The 23238-nt window shown below is 52.8% G+C and carries 13 protein-coding genes; 7 read left to right on the top strand and 6 right to left on the bottom strand.

Annotated features, from left to right (window positions below):
- Window positions 1-264: 264 nt before the first annotated feature.
- Window positions 265-4047: a CHAT domain-containing protein gene (locus AC3WJW_RS13810; RefSeq protein WP_493726375.1), complete on the bottom strand. Its 3783-nt coding sequence runs from the start codon at window positions 4045-4047 to the stop codon at window positions 265-267.
- 573 nt (window positions 4048-4620) lie between these two features.
- On the opposite strand from AC3WJW_RS13810, the gene AC3WJW_RS13805 reads away from it, so the two are divergent.
- Window positions 4621-4917, top strand: coding sequence for an aldehyde dehydrogenase family protein (locus AC3WJW_RS13805; RefSeq protein WP_493726374.1), 297 nt, complete (start codon window positions 4621-4623; stop codon window positions 4915-4917).
- A gap of 343 nt (window positions 4918-5260) precedes the next feature.
- Window positions 5261-6487 (top strand): DUF1173 family protein, encoded by a 1227-nt coding sequence (locus tag AC3WJW_RS13800; protein ID WP_493726373.1) that lies wholly within the window; start codon window positions 5261-5263, stop codon window positions 6485-6487.
- 413 nt (window positions 6488-6900) lie between these two features.
- On the opposite strand, the gene AC3WJW_RS13795 is transcribed toward AC3WJW_RS13800, so the two are convergent.
- Both AC3WJW_RS13795 and AC3WJW_RS13790 read right to left on the bottom strand, forming a co-directional pair.
- Entirely contained in the window at window positions 6901-7431 is a 531-nt protein-coding gene (locus AC3WJW_RS13795; RefSeq protein ID WP_493726372.1) for a hypothetical protein, read from the bottom strand.
- 753 nt (window positions 7432-8184) lie between these two features.
- Complete coding sequence (locus AC3WJW_RS13790) at window positions 8185-11052, bottom strand: patatin-like phospholipase family protein (RefSeq protein WP_493726371.1); 2868 nt, start codon at window positions 11050-11052, stop codon at window positions 8185-8187.
- Window positions 11053-11670: 618 nt separating this feature from the next.
- Between AC3WJW_RS13790 and AC3WJW_RS13785 the strand changes: the two genes are divergently transcribed.
- The 5 genes from AC3WJW_RS13785 (at window position 11671) to AC3WJW_RS13765 (ending at window position 18974) form a co-directional block, all read left to right on the top strand.
- Window positions 11671-12303, top strand: a complete 633-nt coding sequence (locus AC3WJW_RS13785; protein ID WP_493726370.1) for a DUF2272 domain-containing protein — start codon at window positions 11671-11673, stop codon at window positions 12301-12303.
- 289 nt (window positions 12304-12592) lie between these two features.
- Window positions 12593-13024, top strand: coding sequence for a hypothetical protein (locus AC3WJW_RS13780; protein ID WP_493726369.1), 432 nt, complete (start codon window positions 12593-12595; stop codon window positions 13022-13024).
- Entirely contained in the window at window positions 12973-13911 is a 939-nt protein-coding gene (locus AC3WJW_RS13775) for an alkaline phosphatase D family protein (RefSeq protein WP_493726368.1), read from the top strand. Before AC3WJW_RS13780 ends, AC3WJW_RS13775 begins: the two co-directional genes overlap by 52 nt.
- A gap of 88 nt (window positions 13912-13999) precedes the next feature.
- Window positions 14000-15406 carry a hypothetical protein gene (locus AC3WJW_RS13770; protein ID WP_493726367.1) on the top strand — a complete coding sequence of 469 codons (1407 nt, stop codon included), beginning with the start codon at window positions 14000-14002 and terminating at the stop codon, window positions 15404-15406.
- 736 nt (window positions 15407-16142) lie between these two features.
- Complete coding sequence (locus tag AC3WJW_RS13765; protein ID WP_493726366.1) at window positions 16143-18974, top strand: esterase/lipase family protein; 2832 nt, start codon at window positions 16143-16145, stop codon at window positions 18972-18974.
- 283 nt (window positions 18975-19257) lie between these two features.
- Here the strand turns inward: AC3WJW_RS13765 and AC3WJW_RS13760 are convergent, their stop codons facing one another.
- The 3 genes from AC3WJW_RS13760 to AC3WJW_RS13750 all read right to left on the bottom strand — a co-directional run bounded on the left by AC3WJW_RS13760 (window position 19258) and on the right by AC3WJW_RS13750 (window position 23112).
- Window positions 19258-19395 carry a tautomerase family protein gene (locus tag AC3WJW_RS13760; RefSeq protein WP_493726365.1) on the bottom strand — a complete coding sequence of 46 codons (138 nt, stop codon included), beginning with the start codon at window positions 19393-19395 and terminating at the stop codon, window positions 19258-19260.
- Between the two features lie 79 nt (window positions 19396-19474).
- On the bottom strand, window positions 19475-20902 hold the full coding sequence (locus AC3WJW_RS13755) for an alpha/beta hydrolase family protein (protein ID WP_493726364.1): 1428 nt from the start codon (window positions 20900-20902) through the stop codon (window positions 19475-19477).
- A gap of 395 nt (window positions 20903-21297) precedes the next feature.
- Complete coding sequence (locus AC3WJW_RS13750; RefSeq protein WP_493726363.1) at window positions 21298-23112, bottom strand: alpha/beta fold hydrolase; 1815 nt, start codon at window positions 23110-23112, stop codon at window positions 21298-21300.
- Between the last annotated feature and the right edge of the window lie 126 nt (window positions 23113-23238).

Raw genomic sequence — 23238 nt, 5'->3', positions numbered from 1 at the left:
AAAATATCGGGAGCTGTCCGCTAGGGCTAATTTCTGAAATGCGCGGTGTGCTGTTAGCCAGGGGGATATGGCCGCCACGCCAGAAGTTTTTGCAGACGCATTAGGAATGCAACGCAGGTCTAGTTGTCCATCGGCATTGGCATGCCCGCAGAAAACAGGATTCCGACGTTTCGGTGAACCATTAGCCAATGCTTGAACCAGCCCCCTCCTAAATAAGCGGAGGGGGCATGTCACCTTCTCAAAGGGTGAGAACCATGATCAAGATCACTCCTTCTTCAACGAGACATCTCCATGAACGGTCATAGCCCATGAGTACTGGGGTACTGATCCGTAGATTCGGTCAACCGCATGGTTTGCTTCGAAGGTGGCATCCATCGCCGAAAGACCAGCATCCCAGCCTCGCAAAAATGACTCCAGCCACGGTCCGGTTGGAAGCGCAGACAGGGGCCAAGGAGAGGCGATCACTGTCCGACATCCGGCAGACAACAGATACTTAGGTAGTCCTACCGCCGTGTTGTCCAGCGGATGCCTATCAGTTCGTCCTCCATTACAGATGAAAACAATTGCCAGCTCCGTACCTTCTAGGGCACGAGCTAACTTCGTCGGGGAAATAATCAACGTTCCCTCATCCGAAACTCTATGGAAATACTTTCCATCAGAGGAAACATCACCATGCGCGGCAACTACAGCCATTTTCGCGCCTTTGAGGCTCGCAGGCAGGCTATGCGATCTATCGATCTCGAACCCGTGCGCTTGAAGCGTTTCCTCAGTCCGAGTGAAGATTTGCCCAAGTACCTCTTTCCCTTGTCCCGTTGCTCCGGAAATCCAGGTGACTCGTCGCGGATCGTTGTTCTTTGGCTGTCTCTGAACGGCCTCAAGCCACGTCAACGACGGAACATAGCCAATAGCACAGCTACGACCAGCAAACTCATTGTTGATCAGCGCCAAATTCATCGGAACCTGCTGTAGCGCCGGCTCAGCAATTACAACGAGCCGTCGGCAGTCAGGCAGCGGTACGGGCAGGTCGCCCATGGTGAGGTAAAACTCATTGCTTCCGTGATCTCGATCGATGTACCCGTATTTCTGAGGGTATTGCTCACTCCACTTATCCAGCGCCTCTTTGAAAGGAGTCTCAATAGCCCCCTGTCGAGACAAAACCGCACCGTCTTTGTCGACCGTGAGCGCCGCCAGCATCCCATCAGTATCAAGTGCCAACATCAGCACTGCACCATCATCGGGGACAATCTGCTGCGCATACTCCAGCGGCCATTCACTATCTAGGTCACGAGCACCTTCCAATGAATCCAACCCGTGATCGGCCAACATTTCGATAGCGACAGCCGCCATGTCCGACGGTAACTCCCCATTTGCCTCCCTCAATAGACGCCTGACCGAAAGCTCAGCGGCCTTTAAGTCGCGAGGGATATCGTCAGCATTGCGCGTTGAGGCTGCATTTCTGTTAAGAAGCAAAGTCTCGCCAATGGACGGCTTACTTGTTGTCAGTGCCGCAATGTATTGCGATCGCTGCGAATCCAACCCCGCCAATGCATCTTTCAAAAGCAGGCACGCCTCAACGCTTGGAGTTCCACCGTGATGCTCCAGTAAAGAGATCGACTGCGCTAACGCGGCTATCGCGGGTACGACCTCCGTTTGGAGGTTATCCTGCAGCATGGATCGGCAATGTTCCTCTGCCTCTGAAACTAACTGGATAAGTGTCTCTCGATCATAGGGGCGGCGATACATGACTCGCAGATTGAGCTCCATGGTCTTAATTCTTTCAAGATTTCCATCCGGCTCGCTCAGTAGCGGAGCCAGCGCTCTCAGGTTGTCGAGCAGGCTCAATGCGACTGGGTACATTCCTGCATCCCTTAGCGCTCTGAAGAGTACGTAGATCTCCCACCATAACTGCTCGGGGGTCCGCTTCACTGGAAACTCGAATGCAAGAGCAATCCCCACCAGAGCAACCACCGAGTTGTGCGAACGTTGGTAGATGTCTGAAAAGGCAACCCAAGCAGCACGTTGCCTGGATTCGGAAGCCCCCGCGAGTTCCAGTATCTGCTCGGCTCGATCCCGGGCACGTTGTGTCTGTCCAGAAGAGGCAAAGCATGAGGAAACCGTTCGCAAGGCGTCAATGTCGGCTTCGGTCTCCGGAACATGACGCGCCAAGGCACAAGCAATGAACGATAGATGTTCTGCGTCTTCTAGGACGTCAGTGTCGGCTATGTTCGACATCCTCTCGACACTGAGTGCCAAGCTGTTCAACAGCTCTTCTGCATTTCCCGATACGACCTCTGCCGGAATCAAGGTATGGCTAACGTCCAATGACCCCCTTTCCACAAGCCAGACATCGGCACGTGCCAGAAATTCATCCAACGCGTCTACCGTTGCCAGAGGAACTGGTGTATCCCCAAGCTCAAGCGGAAGAGTCTTCTGAATCAACGTCAATGCTTGCGCAATAACCAATGGCAAACCAAGGCTCGCGCTCGAATCTACAGAGAACAGATGCACAAACGCTTCCCGAATGCCTGGCTGCGCCGGGTGCTTCGCGATAAATCGCCGAACATAAGACAGCGGCTCTTCAAGGTCATTGACGCGCTCCTGCGGATTCTTGCGCAGGAGAATCTGCCTAATTGAGCCGATTACCAACCAACAAGCTCGCTCGTCCAGTGGGCCCGGATTGGAAACGCGAATCGCAAAATTGATTGCGTCCCATGCAGTGAGCCACTTGGACGCGTACGCTGCGCAGCAAAGAAAAGCCAAATCACGGTCTCTAGCCGACTGATCGGCGATAGAGGAGATAAAAGCGTCGAGATCATGAACTGATTCTGCGCTTAGTAGACGCAAGATTTCTGATTCAAACTCAGAGAGTTCCACGCATGCAAGTGACGCGAGAACTGTAGGGTCGTCCGGGGATGTGCTTAGACGAATCAGTAAATGCTCTCGATATGAAATCAAGGAAAGCGACTCCGGAAACAGCGCTTTCAGTCTCTGATAGACCCTCGATTCCAAGTCGTCGTCACCGAGTTTGCCAACCTCGATTAGTAGCACCTCCAGCAGTGTTTGATCCACTACCACATCGAGACCACTGTTGATGAGATCACGCGCTAATTCCCTGTCTCCTGAGCGCGCAGCGATGCGTCCAAAACTGGCTGAAATTTTTCTTGGAATCTCCAAGCCGCTTTCAGCATAGAGACGTAAAGCAGCCAAGGTTTCATCATGACGAGAGGTTCTGGCGAGCGTCTGAATTTTCATTTGATGCTTGAATCCTGGATCATCTATATCCAGATTCTCGATTTCACGGAGCGCTTCGTCAGCCCGGTTCGCGGCAGCCAATGCTACCCATTTGGGTATGCTTTGCGTAAAGACCGCTTCTAGGTCCGTCCGCGATTGACCGAAGTAAACCGGATATAGGCCATCTACAGCTGCCAAGTCGTCCTGATGTCGCTTGCCTATGATGGACGACTGCTCAGTGACTAGGAGAAGGTAGTTCCCAGTATCCTTGATTGTCTGCAGGTACCTGTCAGCCCAGGTGACCAAATGAGGGACCCACTGATCTGCGGGAAGTTTCGCAGACCCCTTACCTTCATATCGTGGTTCAACAGCCTCCGTATCACGGTACACGTCAGCGTGCGGGACGATGATCAGACGCTTCTCTTGTCTACCCATCTCCTGGATAACCTCCGCAGCATTCAAGCTGTCGCTGCGGAAGATAATTAGGCGCTGCCTAACTAACTCAACCTCAGACGCTTCTAGTTCAACACCCGAAAGCGCTCTGATGCCTTCTGTAACGAGTGCAAGAATCTCGTCATCTGTTTTGTTCCACAAGCCCGAATTTTTCGGCGGAGCAACCACAGTCACACCTTGGAAGGTAAGCTCTCCGGATTGTTTCCTGAATGCGATAAACGCACAGGCAGCGACTCTTCCCACAACAGTATCCGGGCTCACCCCGACAAATAATTCTGCCGATTCGATTCCAACCCCATTTCCATAGATTACGCGAGGATCAAAGCCTTCTAACGGAGGTAACTCATTGGTTGTTTTGCTCATTGTGACTTCCTTGAAATGACCGGCTGCTGTCGATACCACTATTACACAAAGGGTAGGTATGCATGCCCTACCAACCCCATAAAACAGGTACACGGAGATCTTTCATACCTTCGAGTAACTCTACTGCGAATGACTCAATTGGCGTCGCGAGCAAAATCATCACGATTGGAATGGCAAATCGTCAGCGAATTTTCGTGAAAGCTTCCTATGTAGACGACATCTCCAGGTTTACACTGAACAGCGAGGGCTTTTTAAGCGCCCATCTGGCTCTGGGGCTAACCATTTCTCAAAGTTGAGTTGTTGTCGCCCAGACTTGCGTAGTTATTGGAGGCTGCATCCCAAGCCTGGCTAGGCCTAAAGCTTGTGCTCGGGGCTTGAGCATGGGAGTTCACGCAATCTCGAATATTGCTTCGATTTCGAGGGTGATTCCAAAGGGCAAGCTGCCCACACCGACCACAGACAGCGCATGCTTTTCTCCGAACACGGACTCGAAAAGGTCAGAACTGTAGTGGTCAACTAATCCCGGACACGACGTTAAGTTTTTTCTCGGCCTGAGCCGGGGGCAGCCCATCGTTGAACTGGTGCGGTCGAATCCAGTTGTACCGATGCATCAGAATCCAGCTTGCCAATGCCCTGCCCTACGCCTTCCAGGCCGCCGTCTTTACCCAGGACCTGGACACCGCCATGCAGTGCTATCAGGAGCTGAACGCCACGGCGGTGATGATCAACGAAAGCACCACCTTCCGCGTCGACTGGATGCCGTTCGCTGGGGCGAGCCTGTCCGGGTATGGGGTGGGTGGCATTCCTCATACCATGAAGGATATGCAGGTCGAAAAAATGATGGTCTGGCGCTCTCGGGCCTTGCGCTGATGGAGCGAAAAAACTGACGATCCCCGTTGCCCCCGTTGCCCCCGTTGCCCCCGTTGCCAGGGGGCTCTGAATCCGCGCCGACGTCCAATGGCATCCTTAAACGCATGGCAAACTAAAAAATTCTGCTCCTTGCGATTGAATTTTCTGCTAATCACATTTTTTGAGATTGCGCCAACCAGTCAGCGCTGGTCTGGCTATTTTTCGTTTAACGGCACAAGAGCTTCCCTTGACCGGCGCTCATCCGCGTTCGCAGGCGTCCAACAGACTGAAAAATAAACTCGAATATTCCCGGCATCCATTTTATCGTCGCCATAAATCTGCTGACTGATTAAGGGCCCGTGTGATGGATGAAATTTACAGCCTCAGGATCAAAGGGCGTGAGTACTCTGCCGAATTCCAGAAAGGTGAAGGATGGCGCTCTGTACTTGAGTCCGTTTATGGAAAGGAACACGCGGTCTGCCTATGCGGTACCGATGGAGAACGGAAGCTCGCAATTAAGGCGAGGGCCGATCAGTTTCATCTCGCCCGCTACGGCAATACTGGTCCGCAGCACCGCCACACTTGCCGCTTTCACGCACAATCCCCTGAACGTTCTGGGAGACAGTGTTACGAGTCTGGCGTGGTCGTTGAGGTTGATGGGGATGATCTACGAATCAAGTTGGCTCGAGGCTTGCGCGTTCAACAAGAAACAAAAGAAACGACGTCTGCATCCCCAGTGCCTCCCAGAGCGCCGGGGGATAAACAACCGGCTATCAAAATATTGGGCTTGCTGCATCTACTCTGGACCGAGTCGGGTCTGAATACCTGGTTCCCCTGGTTTGAAAACCGGCGCGATGCTGCAAGAGTAGCTTGGCGTATCCAGGTCACAGCTAGCCGTATCACCAGTAACCGGATACGCCTCAATCAGGTCTTACTGACATCCGCCATCAAGGGCTCCCCCGCCGAGCACAGCAATACTGAGAAGGTCAACAGGGCAATCAAGCTGGGTTACCGTTTAGTCGTGGTGGCACCATTAGCGCACTATGACGAAGCCAAGCACCAGCAGCTATCCAGACTGCCGCTCTCTGCACCCTTCGGCATGCCGATAATGTACCTCTCGCAAAACCGCCAAGAGTACGTGGCAAAGAGTTTTGCGCGCGAACTCTCCGTCTGGCGAGCGGGTGGAAGGGTCATAGCCGTTGCTCAGTTGAATGTTCGGGCAGGCGATCATGTGTCCCAAGCAGATGTTTTAGAGCTGGGGCTGATGCACGTCAGTGAGCGCTGGATTCCGTTGGATTCCAGCTACGAAGCGACCATTGAAACAATGCTGAGCGAACAAGGCCGTGAGTTTGAAAAGCCACTACGCTTCGACGCCGATGAATTCGTTTCCAAGCCTGATTTTTGGTTGCTTGACCAAAAAAACGACTTTCCGTTGGAAGTTTTCGGCATGAGCACCTTCGAATATCTTCAGAGTAAGGCCACGAAAACGGTGCAGTACGATGCCAAGTACACTCCCACAGGATGGTGGAGCTGGGACGCCGCGGCCGATCCGCAGGGCCAGCAAATCCCGCCTTTCCCAGAGGCTGATTAAGGTTGTGGTATCACTGGATTCTTTAAAACGACGGAACCCGAAACAGTAATTCGGGTACTAGGCAGGAGAGTTTCATCTGATCATCAATGTTCCGGCCATTCTCGAGCGCCAAAAACGGGCTCGCGCGTTTCCGGATTTTAGAGCAGATCTATACAAGGCCCTGATGTTCCGAAACGCGTGCTCTGCGAACACGCTTTTATCACATTGCGACGCCACCCGGCTTGGTAAAAGACAGCTGAGAAACGTCGCGAGTCAGCACACTTTGCGAACCTCCCTAAACGCTTCGCTTTGCTCCAAAGCAGCACTTCTCCGGTCGCCAAGATCAATCAGCGCGTCGAGTATGCGTAGCAAGCCTAACGACTGGTCTTGATCGAGCGGAAAGTGTTTATCTGCAAGGCGTTGGACCACGGCAGCTATGCGGTCCGGCAATGTCGTGCCCGTCCAGCTGCCTTGTGCCGACTCAATCCCGCTGCGCGTAGCTGGTCGTAAGTACCTGTTTTTTTATAGATTGTGGGGTCGGCCAGGCGAAGCAGGGCCTCTTTATGCTCTGAGGGTACGATATCCAATTTTGCAGTAAATCGAATAAAGTCGAACAGATCGCCGACATCGGCGTGGCACACACCCACGCCGCCAATGCCGTAACTCATCAGGTGCTTTCCGGAGTCCGGGCCTGTGTCGCTTTTCCATTTTGTGCCAGCAGGATCCTCCGGGAGCTCGTCCTCCCCCTTGCTCACGCCCCACTCCGCAACCCCCAGAGTTAACGCGAGCAGGCCCAACCCCACCTGTGCTGTCCGGTCGTTAGGGTTATCGCGGTATGCGTGCACCAACTCTTTGACCACGTCTGCCGAGATCACTTCCCCAACAAGATTGTCATCCGCTGTTTCGCTCCACTTCCCCCCTTTCAGGAGTTTCTGAACCACAGCACCGGACAATGGAATATCCATACTGCCAATGAGTGCTCCACGTCGAGTAATAGGCATCTCTGAGCCCTCCAGCTACGTGCGCGCCACGTTGATGAGGTTCTATGAACGGTAAGCAGAAGACGGTGCATTGGGTATAGCACCGGCGATGGATTGATGCCCAGCTCTGGACGACTGCAATTCCTTTTCCCTGATAGCAATTTGCCTGAACTCTGTATGTTCAGACGCCTGCAGCCAACTATTTTGTTCTCGTGCTGGGCCTAGTTGCTGGTACCGCCTCTGCCCTACCTTGAGACTATTTTGACCCTCAGCCAAGATACCCCACCGCAGCAGAGAAAACTCAATACATCAAGTTGATATCCGCACTCGCGATTGAAGCCGAGCACAAGCACGTGGTACCCGCCGCTGCCATTGCGGCAATGGCGATCGCTGAGTAAGGCTGTGATTGGACGCGGACAGCACTCGAGGCGAACAATCTGTTCGAGTGGAAATACAACGCCATCTATGTAACGCGTGGCACGGGGGTCGCACTCGTGCGTAGAGGTCAAGCGAAACCACACGTTCTCTTCCGATGCCCCCCATTACATTGGCCCCAAGGTCGGCGTGTTCCAGTCCTGCGAAAGCCCGGACGTCTATTACTTCATATCGCCCTCCAAACAGTTCGGTACCGTTCGTTCACAGCGCCACAACTCCCGGTATGACGTGTCGGAACGACCCCTCATGAGAACTTCATCCCTAACCGGCAATCGAACAATAAAAGCAGCATGCCTCTCTGAATTAGTGATTGATGTTCTTGCCAATTTTTTTAAACCGTTCGTCAAGATAAGCCCAAAGAGTCGCATCATAACTTTCCTGCATCTCATCATCGCTTCCTCTTATTTGCGGACGTCCCGAACCGAAAAGAAGCTGCCCAGTGTTCAGCCCCAGTTGTCGATAGCTTTCAAACTGAGACTCATTGAAAAACTGATCAATTGTTGGCTCATTCGGAAACGAAGGGTGAGTGACGGAATAAAACTGAACATCGTCACTCAAACGGGTGATCATGTTTGGTTTGATAACCAACAATACACTGACCAGTCTCCGTGGGCCGGAATCCACATCGCGATTGAATACGTTGAAAAGCAGGCCGCACTGGTCATCTGCCAATTTTGAGCCTTTTCTCACTTGTTCATTTACGGTACCAGTAAGAAATTCCTCATAAACACCGAGAACATTTTTTAACGATCGGAACGGGCTGTCTTCTTGAAGATAGCCTGTGTCAGCTTCAATTTCGAGCTTGAGGTCCAGTCGAGCTAACCTGATCAGATTAGCCAGGTCTTCGAAGCGATACTCAGGGTCAGCCCCGCAATCGCAGAGCACTATCAGATCCAGGCACCTCCCTGGTCGAAGTAGCTCATAAACACCCGTGTTCTCAAAGTGTCCGCCGTCAGAAAGATACTGATAGTCGCCACGGAGGCCATGAAATTTTGCAGTAAACTCTTTGAACAGGTAGTACGGGGTAGGTAAATACCTCGCGAGCAAGGGGTCCCTCGGGGTATTTTTTTGATCTTCAGGCTTGTCACCATCCATAAAGTTGGCTGGCCACCAGGTTCCAAGCCTGACGTTGGCGAGACCACATACTAGGGAGGTGCCCAGCGATGTTGTCCGCCCTAGTCCGGTAGAGAATGCCGCTCCCGATGTGGCGATCCAGTGGCCGAGCGTCAAAGGTTGGTCGACTTCACTGAACTTCCCGGTTTTCTTTTCACGACTACGGGGAACTCCGTCCATGATGAAACTGTAGGAGAACGAATTTTTAGCGTCTGGCGCGGCTTGACTGTAGGAACCGGGGGCAATACACAACGGCAACCCTTTGCGGTCGCGTTGAACGAGTTGCCCAGTCATGTCGGCGGTGAGATTCACTGTGACATTGATCAAGTGCAGCGGTGCCAAAGAATCACGGCCGAAATAGTCCTCCAGCGACAAGTCATCTCCCGGTAAAGCTTCGCTGACGCTTAGTTTTTCTTCGCGCTCTTTCAAGTTCTCTGACCACTCGAAACGGAAACCATTGGAGGCTCCCAGGTAAGCGCGAGTGAGACGTGCTGAATACAAAGCCTGTAAGGAGGAAAGATTGAGGAAGCCGATGAAAACACCGGTGAGGACGACAAGTGGTGCCACCGCACCAAGCAGAATCAAGGCCCCCCTTAGATCAGCTGCAGAGCATATCCAACAGCATTCGACTGCCAGCATCCAGTGCAACAGAATACCCCAAGACAAGACGGTCAAGCCAAGCATCGCTGTACCGAGAAACATCGCCAGATAGGGCAGAGGAAGATTTAACAACGACGTTCTTTCCGAGCGCTCACCGAACAATCGGGGAACCGTCCGAGTGAGCCAGACAATGCCAGCCAAAACAGCAGTAGGAGTCAATGATAGCCAGGGTGACGTGGAAACAAACCATTGGTAAAGCGCACGCGAAGACTCAAATGCGGCTACCAGAAAGCCTACACCTAACATCCAGTTAATTGATGTAGCCAGACTTTTTGTGACATTGATCCTAAAAGCGCGCACGGTCCTGCGCCCAATGGCGGGCCGCTGAGACACCCTCGAACCAAACATCATGGCCACTATCATTACGGGTATTGCCAGGACGAATGTCCGCAATAGATTGGGGGGTAAGGAATCGCGAAGTCCCCATACCACGACACCTAAAATAAGCACTACAAACGCACAAATACCGAAAGCCCAATTGGCAACTCGGCACAAATCCGTTTCCACGCTTTTCGTCGAGTAAAACAACCAGAAGGCAAGCCCCAAGGGCATCACCCATAACAGGAGCATCAACACAGGCAGCAGCCAAAGCGTCATTACTAGTTCGGGTAATTGCAAACCTCCGATTGTTTCAGGCAGATAGATTCTGATAGCCATCAGCAAAACATTCAACACGGCCAGTACGAATAGAATTGGCATGCCAATAACGAAGTGAACAGACAGCCAGTTGCGTACTGCCAATGCGATTCCATAGAACAGGTCGCCCGATCCCGATGGGGTTAGATAACGTCCGTTCTCACGTAACCAAGCAGTTGGGGCATCGCCTACATCTCGGCCGCCCGTATGGTCATACCGCACACTGCTATGGATTCTTCCTGGCGGCTCGAACCGCAAGACCTCGAATGCATTCACCGCAGCAGCCTGAACTACCGTTTCAGAGGGTTTTGCGCTGGGTTTCTGGATAGAGTCGTTGGTATGACCTGGGGGACCAAGATACGGCCGTAACCGCCCACCTTGAAACAGGCTGCAATAGAAGGCACCGATGTACCCTCCGCCACTGACCGTAGAGAGGTAGTCAAAATGCGGAAGCAGATATTCAGCGGTGCCTTCACCCGCTTTTTTTGTACGAATTTCGGGCACCTTCGCTCTGGCCATAGCCTGCAGAACGCCCAGGCCAAAGGTAGCGCTGCGGATGCCACCGCCAGACAAGGCAAGCCCCCATATCGAGCTTGGTGTATCGCGAGCTTCCGCTATACCCAGATCGATCTTTAATTGTTGCCTGCGAAAGAGAATGCGATCTCGCTCTGCCTGATACTGATTCTCCGCTAACGCATCGTTTTTCGCGCTCCCGCTCTGAGCACCATCAACGCAATCGTTTTCCATCGTATGCCCGTTCACCAGAGAGTCCATAAAACAGTTGCGAGCCTAGCCCCTGCAACGAGGCCATCACTACGAAACCGCACCCTTTGCTAGTTGGAAACCAGAGGCTGATTTCAGCTGCTACGATGGCGAGATTGTCGAAGGACTGGTGTCTCGACACCGGAGCTGGCGTGCGCCGCTGCTTAAAGTTAATCGCCAGTTGTGACGGCAGATCTCCTGAGGTTGCAGACCAGGCGAGATTGGCTAGCGACTGCTGAACAGATCCCGAGTGAGATGACTTTGATACCCAGAGTATCTTCCAAAGCGAAGGATTTGCTCTCTAGGAGGATTGGTTTTCCTAAAGTTTCAGAGCCACCCATCATTCAAAGTAGATCCAAGGCTGGCTATTTGCCAGTTTTTTAACCTCACAAATAAGCTGTTGCTCCTGGCTGGTTTTTGCCTGTACTGACCGGGTCGTACTCAGTCACTGGAGTTAAACAAAAACTTGTTTGGATTCAACCTAAGCACCTAGTGCGTAGGCACCTCGCTGCTTTATCTGAATTCTGGACTACCGTTGTAGCTACTGAGCAGCGCAGTGGTGTCATTGCTGCCAGTAAGCCTCCTGACTAATCCTTCGCTCAATTAGAGGGCAACGCCATGTCTGTCACCGTCCAATCTATTGTCGCTGCTGCGATAAAGGAGTGGGATCACTGGGGAAACTCAACCTGGAATGTCTCTCAAGGCCAAAAGAAAATTGGACACACGGATGATGAATACGATTTCGCTCAGTATGTAATTGACAGCTATTGCTCCATTGGTGGCGGCAATCCGACTCATTGGGCTATCCAGAATGACGACTACTTTTGGTCGGCCGTCGGAATGTGCGCTTTCATGTCAATGGGAGGATTTAAGAAGGACCAGTTTCCCTTCTCGCAAAGCCACTCCACCTTCATTCGAAAGTTCGTCGCCGCGCGTAAAGAAAATGACAGCGCCTCTCCATTTTGGGGCTACCGCGCTGGAGAGAAAGGCTTTTCCCCCGAAGTGGGTGATCTGGTCGCCTATGCGAGAGGCGAAGGAATAACGGCAAAAAAAGCTGCAACCTACTACGACAGAACGTCTTCCTACTCGAGCCATTCAGACCTAGTGGTTGCCAAGCGGGACGGTGAGATAGACGTCATTGGGGCGAATGTCTTGGACTCGGTAACAATGAAGACACTGTCACTGGATGAAAATGGCCACATAGTAGATCCGTTTCATTACTGGTTTGCCGTAATCAAGCATCGGTTCTAGAGAATCGGATATATGAACACCCCACACGCGTCGAACGGAAAGGCAAGGTGCTCGCTGCTATCGTTACATGCCCCCAGCGGCCAACAGTGGACATTAATCAGGACATTTCGTTGAAAACTGGCACAGTCCAATTGGGAATCTACAATCCACTCACGCGCGCTTTTGACAATGTAACGAAACCATTTGCTCACCAGAACAAGCTGTTCGATTCGTAGCATCCTCAGCGCCTATCAGGCTAGACGGTAGCGACTTGGCAAGCCTAGGGACCGCCTACAAAAGGTAAATTCGAATGCCAAGACCTATTCTGGGGTACACAACGGACACTTCCGCCAAGATGTGGATCAGAGCGTCAGCTCGATGGCCGGTGGCTTTCGTTCAGTTAATCAATCCTGCCAACAACAAGAGCTTGGCTGAACTCCCTCTAATCACCCAAGAGTCCAAGTTCTTTACCGCTGTTCGTGAGTTCAAAGCATTGGCTACCGACACTGATTACACGGTCAAGGTTTCCTTTGGAAAAAAACGCCAAGACCCGGCGGATGCGCATGTGAGGGAAGCCTATACCACAGGCAGATTCAATACGTTCCCGAAAACCAACAACCAGCCGCTCACCTTTTTGCTCGGTTCCGGCAACCTGCACCCACTCGGCATCCTGGAGCGACCAGACCAGTCTTGGACAACTATCTCCAGAGTCGCGGCAAAAAACCAGGCGCGCGCTTCATGATCCACGCCGGCGACCAGATATATGCCGATATTCCACTCAAGCCTGAGGCCAGTCTGGAACACTACCGGGACAAATATTTGGACGCTTGGGATGACTGTATCCCGGCCAAGAAAGTACTGACCGAGTTGCCGCATTACATGATTTTGGATGACCACGAGATCATTAATAATTACGAAAATGGTTACGGGGGAGTCGGGAGTACCTTACCGAGCATAGCGCTTAAAGCCTATTGGGAATTCCAACATTCGCACAACCCGGTCACACTGGGCACCCCCGATCAGTACTACTACGCTGTCAGCTATGGCATCGTTCAGTTCTTCGCGCTGGATACACGCACTTCGCGTATATCCGGGCTGCAGCAGATGATCGACGACAAGCAACTTAAAAGCCTGCTCGCCTGGATGAATCAGTACAAGAACAACACCAAGTTCATTGTTACCAGAGTGCACTTCGTGGGAGCGGTGAAGAACCCGGAGCAGGACAAATGGTGTGATCCGGCCTTTCAGGCTCAACGAGAAAAAATCCTGGAACACATTCTGAAGAATGGCATTAGCGATGTTGTGTTCCTGACTGGCGACATACACTCCTCATACTGCGCCGACATGGAAATATCTGATAGCGCAGGAAACAAGACCGTAATCCACGAACTGATGTCCAGCCCTATCAACCAATTCACACCCAGTCTTCCTCTGGAGTTCTACTACGAGTCGCCCAAGACAGTGACCGGGAAGGGACTTCAGTACAAGTCCACGATCAGGAAAAATACTTTCTATGGCGCACACTCGAACGTCATGAGCATCACTGTCGCCAGCGGAAAGCCCATCGAAATTCAACATCTTCAGGACAACGGAGGGTTCGATCAAACCTGCGCTCAAGGGAAAGTCTGAGGCAGGTTCAATGATGGCTTAAGTTGTGTAGCGACCGGGCATTTCCCGTGTGGGGATGTGCCTCATCTCCCCATCCGAGGCTGGCACCATGACGATATTCAGACTCAATCCGAAACTGATGGCGATCGGCGACTCGCTTCCCCAAGGCTGCAGAAGCCTGACCGTGAAGGCAGAGTACTGTGCGCAATCCTGGCCAGCCAGAATCGCTGCCGAACAGGGCTGGAACTTCGTATCCCCCGATCACCCACGACCGGTATTGTTCGACCTTGAGGAAGAACTCAGGCGCCTGGATCCCGTTCTGCTATCTCCCAAGACGCTGGCTCTGGCAGCCGGCCTGCCCGCGCGACTGAAAAACAACCTCAACCAGTGGCGCACGCAAGCGCCGCAATCAAGAAGCCAGTCCTTTGACAACCTTGCCATTGCCGGTAGCGAGGTTCACGACTTGTATAGTTGTACCGCCAGTCTCTATGAAATCGACATCAGTGAGCGCGCCGGCGGCAATATTCTGGAGCACCTCGACAACATTTCCGATCTGCACGTCGCCATCAACGGCAAGTACGTCCTGAACCCGCAAAACCACCCCGAATTCAATGATTTTTCCCCACTGAAATGGGTCGAGGCCCGGAAACCGGAAATTCTCCTGATTCAATCAGGTCACAATCACGGACTGTTCGAGTTCGGCTTCAAAGGAAACCCCGGACTTGACATCACTCAAGGGGAGGACCGAGAAGGACGCGATTACTTCGAACAATGGAAAGTAGTGGCGCAGCGCATCGCGAAATTACCCGCGGCGACACGTCAGATTGTGGTCATGCTACTGCCGAAAGTCAGTGGAGTCGCGGCCCTGCTACCGATGTCCAGCGACCGCAAAGAGGGTTATGCCGAGGCTTATTTTCCCCGGTTGCTGCCCGGCTCCGCCAGGCTTGCCGGCACACTGGTAGCCAGCGCCGACCGGAAGGTCGCGGAGGTTAACCAGCGCATCCAGCAGATCTTCCTCGAGGCGGCGGCCGCTACTAACACCAAAGACCGACTGCACTTTATCGACAGCTACAAGCAGCTGGACCAGATCGACTACAAGAATTACCTGGATTCGAACCTACGCATACAGGCGAACTCCGAGCAATTCGTCGACAACCGTTACCTGGATGGCAAGCTGGACTTTTCTTCACCCCAGCGGTCCCGACTGAAGGCAGGCGGTTACCTGAGCGTGGACGGCATGCACCCAAGCGGTTTCGGCTATGCCGATATTGCTTCCAAGGTGATGACCGCACTCAATTTGCCCCATGACCGCCAGCGCCTTTTAGCTAGAGCGTTCCAGGAAGATGCACTGCTCAGCAACTACCCCTTGGAGCTGGATGCAGTAACCCGCTACATCGACATGCTCAGATCGTTCAGTCTGGCCAACTGGTTCGTACCTGAGACTACTCCCACACTGCGTGACGATACCCATTTGACCCAGACCCTCGACCTGTTCTCGAGGCCATTTTTCAGATGAACCAACGTCGGGCGCGCCAATACGGCGACATCGGGGAATTCTAAACGTGCGCAGGCCCCTATTACTCGTTTTGCTGATGCTCACGGCTTGCACCCATGCTCCGAACGCATGGGGTTCCCGAGCTGACAAAAACGCACTGCGCACCTAGCTTGGTTCACCTGCTTTACCGACAGTGTCCAGTGGTAAGAGCATTGTCCTTTTGGAACCTCCCACCCTGTGTAAGCAGGGTGCTCGATGGCAACATTGGCGTGCTGCATCTGTGACAGGACGAAACAGTGGGCAAGACAAAGAAAAGTCAAGGTGTCACCATGCGCGCATGCAAAACCCGTGGCCCCTCACCAGCATGGAGCTCCGCGCGAGGTCTGAGTCCGAAGGGTATCCCGATAGATTGATGGCTCAGAGTAAAAGAAGGATCGGTCCAGGACCGCACTCGACCAGTACGTCTATTTACGGCCCCTCGCAACAAGCAAAGATCGGCCAATTGCGGCCATTTACCTTCGTTGAGATATCGACGTTTCAAGCGGCTGCTTCGGACTTGAGTCGAGGCGCCGCCCAACAGAGCCAACACAGGCGTCTAGCGCCGCCGGTGCGCGCTTTCTAACCCTCTATGCTGCCTAGTCGCTGGGGGGCCTCCAAGCTTCACGGGCGCCGCCCCAATGGTCGCGACTGCTCACAGCCATCGCGCTGACAGCCTATATTGCACAAGCGATGTTTGCGAAAAGAAACCGAGGTGACCATGGCGAAGGAACGGGTGATTCTTGTGCATGGAACGGGAGCGACAGCTCCATCCGCAGAGGGGGCGGCGTGGTGGCAGAACCTCGGAGAACTTTGGAAGTGGGCTGAGGGTGCTGGCTACGACGTAGAAGCATTCATTTGGTCCGGCGCGAATGACGAAGCCGCGCGACGAACCGCCGGACAGGCCTTGTGCCGCCGATTGTGCCAGCTGGACAAGGCAGGAACTGGATTCCATCTGATAGGGCATAGCCACGGTGGTTCGGTCATCTGGCACGCACTAATGCAACTGGCCATCCTAGACCAGAGAGCAGCAAGGCGCGCGCTTCGTTCTTGGGTGTCGGTAGGCTCCCCCTTCATGCAGTACAGCCCGCGACGTACATCGCTGTACTTCGCGACGGTCTCTGCCATCTCGTCTGTGGGAGCCTTAGCCTTCGCGATCGCTTCGCTTAACGGCGTCAACCTTCGTTACGCTTTTCGCGATGAACCGTTTTACCTTCTCGGGTGGTTTTTCGTCGTTAGTATCCCCGCCCTTCTTTCCATCTGGTCGATTCGAGCGCTCGTGCCTTTCATTCGGTTCGCCGTGACCCAAACGAGCGATCCGACGAGCATGATGGAAGCGACTGAAGCCGCGAAGTATCTTGGTATCTGGTCCAGACAAGACGAAGCCATCATCGGCCTGACTGCAAGTGGATCATTCGCGATCCAGTTTTTGAGCAACAACGCCGTCGATCATTCAAGTCGTGGCAAATCTCACAGGAGACCGATCGCGACGGCGATCAATCAGTTAGTGAACAACATTCTGTCGAGAAAGGTACAAGGTAGCAGCCTGAATCACCTCGAGTTGCGGACCGTCCTTAACTGCCCAAACCTGGCGCTTGCCCACAAGCCTCTCCACGCAGAAGCCGACAACGAAATCATTTCCAACGCCGATTGCGCGGCGGCTTCACTTGGGAAGCGTGTACGCGAACTGCTGCTTGCAGGACGCGATCCTGTCACTGGCTTCGAAGACCTCCAGTGTGCAGCTGCAGGGGCGTTCACATTCAAGGAGCTGGTGCACACTAGCTATTTTCAGAGTAAGAGCTGCGTCGAGCTGATCAAACACCACGTTCAAAACGCTTCAAAGTACCGCCCCGCCGAATCCTCAGGGCATGCGAACAAGGCAACTTTCATGGAATGGTACTCGTCGAGATTCACGGATGATTCCGTTCAAGTTGCTAGCGAAAGCATACCTGTCATGCCCAGTAATAAGGTGGGCCATGCCATCGCGCTTAGCTCCGCCGTGATGATCTGTCTGATGTCGCTGGCAACCTTGTCGCTGAAATCAATACACACGATAGCGCTCGAGCCGACCACGCCAGCCCATCAGTTGCGCGCGGCCGTCAACACCGTGAACATCCTCCACGCTTTGGTGGGAACAGATCCCGACGAGGCATCACCAACGAGCCTAGCTTATCTGCGAAGCATCGCTCAAGCGGACCAAATCCCGCTATTGATGCGCATTGCAATGGAAGAATCACCACTGCAGCTCGCTCAGATCTTTCAGAGCAACGGCCTGGTGCCTCTCCTACGCGTCGCCAACGGAAAACAAATCGTGTGGCTGTTGAGGAACTACAAAGCGCAATTCGTTATCAGGCACAATGATCAGATCACCTCGCTGGCACCGCTGATCGAAGCGACACGTGGCCTTGTGATCGAGGGAGCGCTTAACGAGGATTCATACGCTGCGCTACAGGCTGCTTGCGGCGAAAGCGCGCCCTGCGCCTGGGTCATTGCAAACCAAGTTGCTCGCGAACTGTCGCAGCGCGGAAATTCCTTACCGGCGTACCTTTTGCCACTACCGGAGGATCTGCCGTCCGTTTTCCGTCACTCATCGTGCCGCGACAATCTCGGCATCGGAGACTGCAACTCCTCTCCTCCCGCCAACAGGGCGGAACGAGCCAAAGCTGCCAATCGATTCTGGGGACATGGTGGAACGCTGTCTGTTCTATCTCCGGTTGCCGTATCAGCTCCGATCTCGTCGACAGAGTTTGAGATTGCCCTTTCGGCGTTGAGAAGTCACCTCTGCCTTCCCATGAACGATCGTGGAAGCCCAGACATCAACGACGAAGTTCGGCTTTCGAGAGTCTTTCAACTCGCACCTAAAGAAGCGTTGGCCAGACCTGCCCTTGACGAATGGACTTCCATCATTAACGGCGACAAGGATTTGTGCGGGAATGGCCAATCCGACTTGGGTAGTGCAGGCGTCAATGTACCTGCAACATGGTTCACATTGACCATGGCCGACTGGGTAGCTCGATTCGACCCCAGGTTGGCCAAGGAGACCGTTCTCCCTCGACTTGAACAAGGTCATTTCCCGATGGGAATGGAGCGGCGTTTGTTTTGGCTTCTTCGCCACGGATATGCTGCAGACGTCCGCAAGCTGTTCGCGTCATATAGCATGGGTCAGCTTGTTGCAAGAACAACCTACTTCGAAATTGCTACCTGTTTGCAACTCGCCGGGAAGTCGGACGACGCGGTAGTTTTGGCAAATGGTGCAGAGGCTATCACACCAGTCGAGCGAGACATCTCACCGGAGATCGTCACCATTGCACGCGCCGAAGCCATGTACCACATCGCCAGAGGAGACTGGCGAAGAGCATTCAATGCGTGCAAAACCTGCGATGCCGAAAAGAAGGTCCAGTTTTCCTCGAGCATAGTCCAGTTTGCAACGTCGGATGAACCGCAAGAGCTTGTCAAGCAGGAGTTAAGTTGCCCACAAGACCTAGATGCTGCCAAGCCCTCTGCATCCGAAGTGTCCCAACAAGCCGGTGCATATTGGACTGATCCAAAGTAGGTCACAGGGAGTGTGCAGACAGCGTCAAACACTCATAAAGCTGCATTTTTCACACACTCTAAGCTAGAAGCAGCCATTCAACCCACGGAAGTGCCACGCCTTTTTAAGGAGTACTCGCTCAGCGGATCGAGCCCCCGCACTGCACAGACAATCTCCACACGTCTTTAGTATTCCTGATGCCACCTTTGGGTCAATTTGTCATGACCATACTGGCCGGAGGCATTGTTGGGTGCATCTATTAGCTTTCCGATTTGAGTTTGGAAACGCCGGCAACGCCATAATGCTATTTGCGTATATCGCTGAGAATGTTCTTCACGGTTTCCCGAACATCGATGGCCCGGTGGCAGACATCGGCGTCTTCGTGGATCAGTCGCGCCTTCTGTTCGTCGGTACGGCCTTCGATGAGGTTGATGATGGGCATGGGTATTTTTCCGCAATCGGTTATTTAATGGGAGTACACCGGTTGGTGTCAGTCATCCGTCCCAACCGGCACGCTGGCGTCAAGTCTCCTTTCTCGCGGTTGGAAGCGTCGCGCTGGAGTCAGCCTCTATCTGTTCCTTCAATTTTTGCTCTGCCCTCTTTGCCTTCATGTAGTGGTGGTTGTAACAAAGGCTAAAGCTGAAGTGGGCCCTGGATTCATCCAGGCATTCATCGAAGCGAGACCTTCCGTTCGTGCGCTCGTAAATGGCCTTACTTACTGCCGTGGACATGAACGCGATCACCGCAGGGTTGAAGATGTCGTTGTGGTTATCGATGAAAGAGTCTGCTGTATAGATAAAGTTAACCGGTTCATTGCTATAGCAGGGCATGAGCGGTACTTCGGGGTCGCCATTGCTGCCATCAGGCGCGCAGTAGCTTACCAGCTCCCAATCGCCGAACTTCGTGTCCTCCAGTACCTTGGGGGAGGACATCACCTTGTTGACGACCGTCGAGGAGTCCAGGCCAGTTGGTTGGGTATGTGCCACCTTGAGATCAGGATCTTTGATCCGTGCGGTATGAAACAGGGAGTAGTTGCCGATGGCTGTAGTGTCCATCTGTTCTTCCCTGATCGAAAATGCCTTGCCGTTATAGATTCTCTTGAGGTCGACCTGGCTCCAGGTCAAATTGACCCCCAACCATTGCCCTGCCGGAAAAGCGAAATGGGTGGCTTCGTCTCCCTCCGAACTGATGACGTATAGCAGTGGCTGTGCACGCACCCCAGAGCTGCCAACCTTTAGGCTGTTCTCCTTCAGTAGCAGCCCCATGTTCGCTTCAATCGCTGGATTTAGCATGATCACAGCGTCGCCGAATGCCTTTACCGGATGTCCAGCCTGTTGGTTTTGGAGTCGTTCGAGTAACTGATCATGCAGAGCACTCAACGTGATTGCGCCACCGAAGCTGTGGCCGACGATTACTAGATAATTCGCTTCCTGGTTACGGTCGACTTGCTCCAACTGCGTGAGCAATTCGGTGACGCCACCGCGGCCGACTTCCTCCGCCACCGACTTTCGGTCCCAATAGGTAATGTTCTCGCTCCCGAGTCCGTGCAGGGACAAGCCACGCCAGCCAACATAGAGGCCGACCAACTTGCGATCACCCAGTACTCCAGATTCGGATAAGTTGGCGAGCGCTTTGGTGAAACTCTTGACGTTTGGATCATCCTGCTCGGCGTTGTGCTTCCAGCCGTGGATAAAGACCACCATGGCGAGTTTGCCACTGGAGGAATACTGCCTCAGACGATCGAGCAGCTGTTGTGTTCTCGCAGGGGCAAAATCGTTGCCCCGCTCGCTGTACTCGACGAAGCCAATCTCGTAATTAGGATGTTGCTCGTAGTAGCTGTTACTGCAAGATTCGATAATTTTGCAGGTCGTCACTTTGTCGTCGCGAATCGGGGTGTTGCCAGTACAGGCGGTCAGCAGGCAGACGCCAAGAATTAGCAGGATCTTCATGATCATTCACCGTGTCATAATCTATCCGTCGCATGTGAGCTCTCGGATACGGCATGGAGCAGACTCGCGATAAATGGGAGGCTCAAGATGGAGGCTGTCACGGCGGATGGGTAGCCCAGTGGCGCGCGGTAAATTGATTGGTTAGCGTTAATGACGCCATGATGAATGTTACTTCCGTTTAGTGTTGCACTACCATTTAGACGCCGACTGGCCATGTCAAAGAGGACACGAAAGGATATTCGTCTTGTCGGCTTCTGGACGATTTCTGCTTGTCGCCAGCTCCAGCTTTGGGTCACCCCCTCGTGACAGGCAGTACCCGGTCAAGAGTAGACCATAGTTAAGCCGCCATACATGCTCCTCGCCATAAATATTCCTTAGACTTAAAATTACCCGCATCAAACTTCTGTAAGAATAGTCCACAACACCATAAAATACACAACTATGACCAGCGTTTTTTTCCATTCCCTAATCCGCATTTTGAGAATAACTCTGAATCCCAGCAAGACAACAGACGCAATTATCAACCATAGTACTGGTGCTACTTTACCAGGCCAGACGACCCACCACGACTGCTCTTTTTCCACTATTTCAGCCCCTTGCGGCAGTTGGAATTTACCTGTCATTGTGTAAACTGCCATGCCGTCCCAAAGCGCCTCTTGAAGGGCAGCACTGTGCCCTCCAATAATGTAGGCTCCTGGTAATTCCTGGATTGGGCCTAGTTCCGTTGCCGTTGTGAAACCATCATGCCCCGCACTTCCAAGATCCTGGATATCAAGGCTCTGTAATGCCTTGGGGAAGAATGCAACTACCCAGTCACTTGTAGCAACAAAATTGTGTACCGATTTTACGCGCTCCGGAACCAATTTGTTCCATTCATATTCTTGGCGCACGACACTGCCGGCAAATACGACGTTATCAAAACGTACTGAAGGATAGTCCTGCAAGGCTTTCGCAAGAAGATAAGTTCCATGACTGTGCCCAATATAATGAAACCTTTTAGCATTCGGATATCTTGCGCGAGCCTCGGTATAACGATCCATTAACCACTCTACCTTTTCCTGTCGCGCCCCAGGAGTCAAAAAAGACAACATGGGGAAGTATCCGTAATTCGAAGTTACTGCAGCTACAACCTGCCCTCGAGACTGCCCTGCCAACTTTACTCTATATGCGATCTTTTCTGCCCAATACCCCTCATCGCGGATTCCATGAATGATGAAAACTACATCTGTAACCTCATCTCGCTCTTGCATGGATGTCTCTACAGGGGACACTGCTCGCGCTCGCCCGGAAAGGTTCCCTAGAGCTTCGAGCAGCGCGCGCTGCCGAAAAACAGCCCCTCCATCTTCATCGTTTTTTTGATCCATCGCTATTACCGAGCGATGCCCTGATCGCGGCACCTCTATATAAACAAAGTCCTTGCCGACCTCAAGATCCAAGTTATCTTCCGGCGATACCAGATCATCCACAGTACCTAAAAGCTGGACAACTGTAGCCCCTCCCGTTTTTTTTACTCGCGCTTGAGCTCTCATTTCAAGCCATTGCAATCTTAAATCTGTTATTAATGAAGAGCCTCGTCGTATCGTGAAAATAACCGGTGGCCGGCCATACGCCCAACCCAGCACATGACCTATACCCGACCCCACTTTCATAAAAACAGCTCGAGAGACAGACATGTGGTGGGAGATCGTCCAACCCCGGTTTATTCCGGCCAAGAGTACTATGCGTTCCACCTGACGCACCCATGGACGCTCTTGCGCTCCCAACTTTCCCCTCAGGTCACTATTGAATGGCGCACCCGCATTCTCTCCAGATGCCGCGACATAAACCAGCCTGGCATACAGCCCTCCGATACTATGACCGACCAAAACAATTCGACTATATGGGTTTCCACCCTTTGCTCGATCGTTCCAGGCTTTATCGATTGCAAGTACGACCTCTGAAACTATACTTGTCGGGGACGCCATCGAAAATGTATCAAATGGGAGATTTGGTATTAAAAAGTCGGCCCTTTGAAATCCTTCTGCCGATTTTATTGTACTCTGCACCGAGCGTAAGCTTTCCCTATTCAAAGTATAACCATGCAACATTACAACCAATACGGAACCTCTTTCCCCGCGCTCGACATCCACGTCCGTAATCACACCATCATCCGCATGAACCATGCCAGGGCTCAGGGCCAAGATCATTAGAAGCAGAGGAAACCATCTCATTAGAAGCTCCTTTTCTAGGCGATGTCAAAATGCAACCATCAGATTAGATGCCGCACACAAAAATGCAATGCATCGATTTAGCACATTGACTTCGAAAACATTCAGGCGAACGGGCGCTTGAACACT

The sequence above is a fragment of the Pseudomonas sp. GW821-FHT07G06 genome (genome assembly GCF_058986625.1).
This window is presented reverse-complemented; position numbering and strand designations above follow the sequence as displayed.

Excerpts from the sequence above, each read along its gene's own strand:
- AC3WJW_RS13810 (WP_493726375.1), bottom strand. The coding sequence starts at position 4,047 with ATGAGCAAAACAACCAATGAGTTACCTCCGTTAGAAGGCTTTGATCCT.
- AC3WJW_RS13800 (WP_493726373.1), top strand. The coding sequence starts at position 5,261 with ATGGATGAAATTTACAGCCTCAGGATCAAAGGGCGTGAGTACTCTGCC.
- AC3WJW_RS13795 (WP_493726372.1), bottom strand. The coding sequence starts at position 7,431 with ATGGATATTCCATTGTCCGGTGCTGTGGTTCAGAAACTCCTGAAAGGG.
- AC3WJW_RS13785 (WP_493726370.1), top strand. The coding sequence starts at position 11,671 with ATGTCTGTCACCGTCCAATCTATTGTCGCTGCTGCGATAAAGGAGTGG.
- AC3WJW_RS13780 (WP_493726369.1), top strand. The coding sequence starts at position 12,593 with ATGCCAAGACCTATTCTGGGGTACACAACGGACACTTCCGCCAAGATG.
- AC3WJW_RS13770 (WP_493726367.1), top strand. The coding sequence starts at position 14,000 with ATGACGATATTCAGACTCAATCCGAAACTGATGGCGATCGGCGACTCG.
- AC3WJW_RS13765 (WP_493726366.1), top strand. The coding sequence starts at position 16,143 with ATGGCGAAGGAACGGGTGATTCTTGTGCATGGAACGGGAGCGACAGCT.
- AC3WJW_RS13760 (WP_493726365.1), bottom strand. The coding sequence starts at position 19,395 with ATGCCCATCATCAACCTCATCGAAGGCCGTACCGACGAACAGAAGGCG.
- AC3WJW_RS13755 (WP_493726364.1), bottom strand. The coding sequence starts at position 20,902 with ATGAAGATCCTGCTAATTCTTGGCGTCTGCCTGCTGACCGCCTGTACT.
- AC3WJW_RS13750 (WP_493726363.1), bottom strand. The coding sequence starts at position 23,112 with ATGAGATGGTTTCCTCTGCTTCTAATGATCTTGGCCCTGAGCCCTGGC.